The sequence below is a fragment of the Pontibacterium sp. genome (assembly GCF_964228735.1).
Lineage (GTDB): Bacteria > Pseudomonadota > Gammaproteobacteria > Pseudomonadales > Balneatricaceae > Pontibacterium.
This window is the reverse complement of sequence record NZ_CAXRBQ010000187.1, coordinates 1-5,041: the sequence shown is the minus strand read 5'-3', so window position 1 is coordinate 5,041 and position 5,041 is coordinate 1. Positions and strand designations below refer to the sequence as shown.

Genomic DNA, 5,041 nt, shown 5'->3' with positions numbered 1-5,041 from the left:
TGTCCAACCAGCCAGGTGTAACCTTCGTCATCCACAGGGATCACACCCACAGCTTCATTCTTGAAGGTCACTACGCCGTAGATCCCGCGGCCACCGGCGGGATTGACCACCTGGTGTTCGCATACGTTGATCCATGGATTGTCGTACTGGTCTTCCTGGCTCAGGGTTTGCCATGGGTTTTCATAATCTTTCACAGACTGTCCTTCTTACACGCATCCAAAATCAAACAAATCTAACCACATCACTGTTTATCGTTCATTCAGTCTTTCAGAGCGATAGTGACACAAATCTCTAAGAAATGGGTGCTGTTGCAATGCCGTAATCAGACCTTTGGCGTGATCTGCAAGAAAGTCCTAGGTAAACCGCAAGATACTTCCAAGGTGTTGTATTAGCTGTTGCTAAACCTACTTTAATCCTCAAGGGCTGGAGCGATCGTCATGGAACAGATTACTAAAAGCTCAGTTCGCCGCTTGCCAAGGTTGTCTGCAGGGATAGTGGTGCAAGTGGTTTCAAAGGATGGACAGTTAAAAATGTTAACGCCGTTGGTCGAGGTACATGGGGCTGAGGTGGTGATTGGCCGCCTGCCTGGCTCGGCAGCCGAGCGTGAACTCTACTTCGGGTTCAACCAGACCTTGCTGGTTCGAACAACCGACCGAGGCGTCATCTACTCCTGTGAAACACAGGTTGTAGACGTTTCCCTGCACCGCGCACGCCTGCGCATGAGTACCGCACCCCGGGAGATCTACCGCCAGTACCAGCGTATGGATCAACGCTATGACTGTGCACTGTGCGCGTATCTGCATGGGCATTGCGCGGTGCAGGATGGACGCATTGAAAACATTAGTGCCGGTGGTTGCCAGCTTGCTGTCCGTGATCAACAGGTGATCGCCGAAATTAAAACACTCAAGGCCCAGAACAAGCCGCTCGGCTTTGAGGTTTTGTTCCCCCACAGTGATCGATACCAGCAGCTGCAGGGTAATGTGGTTTCGCTTATCGATAGTCAGCAGGATTCGCCTTGCCGGGTGGGATTGGAGTTCTGTAACAACCGTGATGTTGTGACAGAGTACATCCAGCTGTTGCGCCTCAGTTGACCCCCTCACGACCGGTTATCTCTCATTAGTTGCCCCTCCTAAGCAAGCGTGGGGCATCAAGCCGTTGTAAACTTAGAAAAGGTGCGACCGGGTTCTGCATGCTTTCAGGGCCTCCGGCAATATGTCCGCACCTCTTTAAAATGATCAGCGGTAAATCCCTCCTGCCGTGGAATGCGTATCGGAAAGCAGTCGGTGCAGGTAAGGGTGTAAAGGATATGAGGTATATGCGGCAGGACCGGGTGCAACACTACAGTTGGCGCTACATCATGGATGTGGCGCTGGAACACAAGCGGCAGTTGGTGCTGGCCAATGTGATCGCCATCATCGCGACCATCGCATCGGTGCCGCTACCGCTGCTGATGCCGTTGCTGGTGGATGAGGTTCTGCTCGATCAGCCCGGTTTCATTGTTGAAACCCTTAACCCCTGGTTCCCGGAAAGTTGGCACGGACCCACCCTGTATATCTCGGCCGTACTAGTCATTACGGTCATTCTGCGGGTGATCGCCCTGGCGTTAAACGTCTGGCAGGCGCGCCAGTTTACCCACATTTCCAAAGACGTCATCTTCCGTATCCGTAGTGGGTTGCTGGAGCGGCTGAAGCGGATCTCCATGGCCGAGTACGAAACCTTGGGCAGTGGGGCAGTGGCATCCCACTTTGTCACAGACCTGGATACGGTGGATCGCTTTGTTGGCAGTTCGGTCAGTCGCCTGTTGGTTGCGGTCCTGTCGATCCTCGGTACGGCCATCATCCTGCTGTGGATGCATTGGCAATTGGCGCTTTTCATCCTCTTCCTCAATCCGGTGGTGATCTACGTAACCACCGTGATCGGCAAAAAAGTGAAGCATCTGAAAAAGGACGAGAACAAGGCGTTCGAGATCTTTCAGAGTGCGTTGACGGAAACCCTGGACGCGATCCAGCAGATCCGTGCCGCCAACCGTGAAAAGCACTATCTGAGCCGACTGATCGACGAAGCGCGTCATGTGCGTGACCGCTCGACGGCGTTCGAATGGAAAAGCGATGCCGCCACCCGCTTCAGTTTTGTGGTGTTCCTGGTGGGGTTTGACCTGTTCCGGGCGCTGTCGATGCTGATGGTGGTGTTCTCCGGACTGACCATTGGCGAGATGATGGCGGTATTCGGGTACCTCTGGTTCATGATGGGACCGGTGCAGGAGGTGTTGGGCATCCAGTACTCGTTCTACGGTGCTAAGGCCGCGCTCAGCCGCATTAACCGTCTGCTGGATCTGAATGAAGAGCCGTACTTTGAGGAAGCGGAAAATCCATTCTCCGGCAAGCGTACCGTGTCGATCCAGATGGAGAATGTGCACTTTGGTTACTATCCGGATCAGGATGTACTGAAGGGGATCACCCTGGATATCGAAGCGGGGCAGAAGATTGCGCTGGTGGGGGCCAGCGGTGGGGGCAAGTCGACGCTGGTGCAGGTTCTGCTGGGGTTGTACCCCGCACGTGAAGGGCATGTGTTCTTTGACGGCGTACCGGTAGAAAAAATCGGTTTAGAGCGGGTTCGTGAGCACGTTGCAACGGTTTTGCAACAGCCCGCGTTGTTTAATGGCACCGTTCGAAGCAACCTTATGATGGGTAGGGAATACAGCGATCATCAGCTGTGGCACGCACTCAAGGTGGCCCAGCTGGATCAGTTTGTAGCCGAGCAGGACGCCGGGTTGGATACGCGTGTGGGACGCCAGGGGATTCGACTCTCCGGTGGCCAGCGTCAGCGGCTTGCGATCGCCCGGATGGTACTCTCCGACCCGAAAGTAGTGATTCTGGATGAGGCGACTTCGGCATTGGATACGGAAACCGAGTTCGCGTTGCACCAGGCCCTGCAAACCTTCCTGCAGGGACGTACCACCATCATAGTTGCCCACCGCCTGAGTGCGGTAAAACAAGCCGATCACGTCTATGTTTTCGAAGATGGCCAGATTTCCGAGCAGGGTGGCCACGAAGAGCTATTGGATATGGACGGCCTTTATGCACGTTTGTATGGGGAGCATCAGCACTAGGGGATGTGCGAAATGGTTCGCAGGTTTCCGCGGAGACGAAATGTTGTTTCCAGGGGTGTCTCTCCCGGATTGAAGAGAGATTATGCGAAAACGTTTTCAGTGGCGCGAAGGGAACAAGATCGACCTGATGGTTGATGGGGAATCCTTCTTTCCGGTCATGCTGGAAGAGATGCGCAAAGCGCGCCACAGCCTGCTGCTTGAGTTTTATCTGGTTGCTTCGGGCCACATTACCACCCGCTTTCTGGAGGAGATGATCGCAGCGGTCGAACGCGGTGTGATGGTCAGGATGATCATCGATGGTTTTGGGGCCCTCAAATTTACCCAGGCGGACCGCAAGAAACTGCAACAGGCCGGTGTACAGATCGTGGTGTATAACCCACTGCATGCCACCAAGCTGACCCGCAACTTTGCCCGAGACCACCGCAAGCTGCTGATCGTTGACCAGCAGGTTGCATTCATCGGCGGCACCGGGCTGACCGATGTGTACTGGCTGGCGGAAGCCAAAGGCAGTCCCTGGCATGAGTTGATGGCGCGGGTGGAGGGACCCGCAGCTACGGATCTGATCAGTATTTACAACGCCTTGTGGAAGCGTTGTACCCATCAGGACTTGCCCCCTGCACCGTATGCTGTCACGCCCGCCGGTGATGCGGCGATCCGTGTGACCACCGTGCAGGGGATGTATCAGCAGGAGATCAAGGCCAGTTTCCTGCACCGGGTGAATCGCTCGCAGGAGCGGGTCTGGATGATGACCGCTTATTTCCTGCCATCCTTCTCTGTACGCAGTGCCCTGCGCCGGGCGGCCCGCCGCGGTGTGGATGTGCGTCTGATTATCGCCGGGCCCTATACCGACCAACCTTGGGTGTTCCACGCCTCGAAACGTTACTATCGCTCTTTGCTCAAGGCAGGCGTTAAAATATACGAATATCAGCCCCGTTTTCTCCATGCCAAGGCTGCCGTAGTGGATAATTGGAGCAGTTTAGGTTCCTGTAATCTCGATCACTGGAACTTACGCTGGAATTTGGAGGCTAATGTAGAGGTACAGGACGCAACTTTCGTCAATCAGGTGGGACAGGTGCTGCGTGATGATATGCACCACTGTCACCAGGTTACCTACGATGAATGGATGCTGCGCCCGTGGCACCGCAAGTTGCGCGAGTATGTTTGGGCCTGGCTGGCCAAGCTGGCGTTGAAGATACGTTGAAGAGGATTTTGTTATGAAGAAGATAGGTGTTGTGCTATCCGCAATACTGAGTGTGTCACTGCTGGCTGGTTGTGCCGGTGATCTAAGCGGCAGCACCTATTCCCGCTATGAAGCGCGTAAAGTGCAACATGTGGAGTACGGTGTGGTTGAATCGGTTACCCCGGTGGTGATTGAAGGCCGCACCGATGGTGGTGTGGGTACCGTAGCCGGTGCTGTTGTGGGTGGTATCGCCGGTAGTGAGGTCGGTGGCGGTAAAGGTCAGGCGATCGCAACCGTGATCGGTGCTGTGGCCGGTGGTGTCGTGGGTAGTAAGATTGAAGAATCAGCGACCCGTGCGCAGGGTCAGGAAGTGACCGTCCGGATGGAATCCGGCCAGCTCATCTCGATCGTGCAGGAAGTTCACAACGGCCAGTTCTTCCGGCCGGGTGATCGGGTGCGTGTGCTGGACAGTCATGGTGCCGCGCGCGTCGTGTATTGACGCTAAAAGATGGGAATCGAGAGTGATGCCCAACAGGCAGATACAAAAAAGCCAGCATCGTTGCTGGCTTTTTTATGTCGGTAAGTAAAAGGTTACTTACTTCTTCGGTGCGTGGAACAGCAGGTACAGATCGATCAGCAGATCAGGGATCTGACGCGCCATCTCTTCACTGAGTTTCTTGTCCTTGCGCATCGCCGCCATCTCTTTGTCTTCGTCGAACAGGTCGGAAGCGATCATGATTGGCAGCATCAGT

At 54.9% G+C, this 5,041-nt stretch carries 4 protein-coding genes and 1 pseudogene; 4 read left to right on the top strand and 1 reads right to left on the bottom strand.

What is annotated here, in order from left to right:
- Positions 1–194, bottom strand: a pseudogene (locus ACEQ15_RS19910) (DNA mismatch repair protein MutT); the annotation flags it as partial.
- 336 nt (positions 195–530) lie between these two features.
- Between ACEQ15_RS19910 and ACEQ15_RS19905 the strand changes: the two are divergent.
- From ACEQ15_RS19905 to ACEQ15_RS19890, 4 genes are all read left to right on the top strand, one after another.
- Positions 531–1,091 (top strand): PilZ domain-containing protein, encoded by a 561-nt coding sequence (locus ACEQ15_RS19905; RefSeq protein ID WP_370281021.1) that lies wholly within the window; start codon positions 531–533, stop codon positions 1,089–1,091.
- Between the two features lie 215 nt (positions 1,092–1,306).
- On the top strand, positions 1,307–3,109 hold the full coding sequence (locus ACEQ15_RS19900; RefSeq protein WP_370281020.1) for an ABC transporter ATP-binding protein: 1,803 nt from the start codon (positions 1,307–1,309) through the stop codon (positions 3,107–3,109).
- A gap of 82 nt (positions 3,110–3,191) precedes the next feature.
- Positions 3,192–4,310: a phosphatidylserine/phosphatidylglycerophosphate/cardiolipin synthase family protein gene (locus ACEQ15_RS19895; protein ID WP_370281019.1), complete on the top strand. Its 1,119-nt coding sequence runs from the start codon at positions 3,192–3,194 to the stop codon at positions 4,308–4,310.
- 13 nt (positions 4,311–4,323) lie between these two features.
- The gene (locus ACEQ15_RS19890; protein ID WP_370281018.1) at positions 4,324–4,788 is read left to right on the top strand and encodes a glycine zipper 2TM domain-containing protein; all 465 of its coding nucleotides are present in this window, start codon (positions 4,324–4,326) and stop codon (positions 4,786–4,788) included.
- Positions 4,789–5,041 lie beyond the last annotated feature (253 nt).

What these genes read in the sequence shown, in the direction of transcription:
- ACEQ15_RS19900 (WP_370281020.1), top strand. Translation starts at nt 1,307, where the DNA reads ATGAGGTATATGCGGCAGGACCGGGTGCAACACTACAGTTGGCGCTAC.
- ACEQ15_RS19895 (WP_370281019.1), top strand. Translation starts at nt 3,192, where the DNA reads ATGCGAAAACGTTTTCAGTGGCGCGAAGGGAACAAGATCGACCTGATG.
- ACEQ15_RS19905 (WP_370281021.1), top strand. Translation starts at nt 531, where the DNA reads ATGTTAACGCCGTTGGTCGAGGTACATGGGGCTGAGGTGGTGATTGGC.
- ACEQ15_RS19890 (WP_370281018.1), top strand. Translation starts at nt 4,324, where the DNA reads ATGAAGAAGATAGGTGTTGTGCTATCCGCAATACTGAGTGTGTCACTG.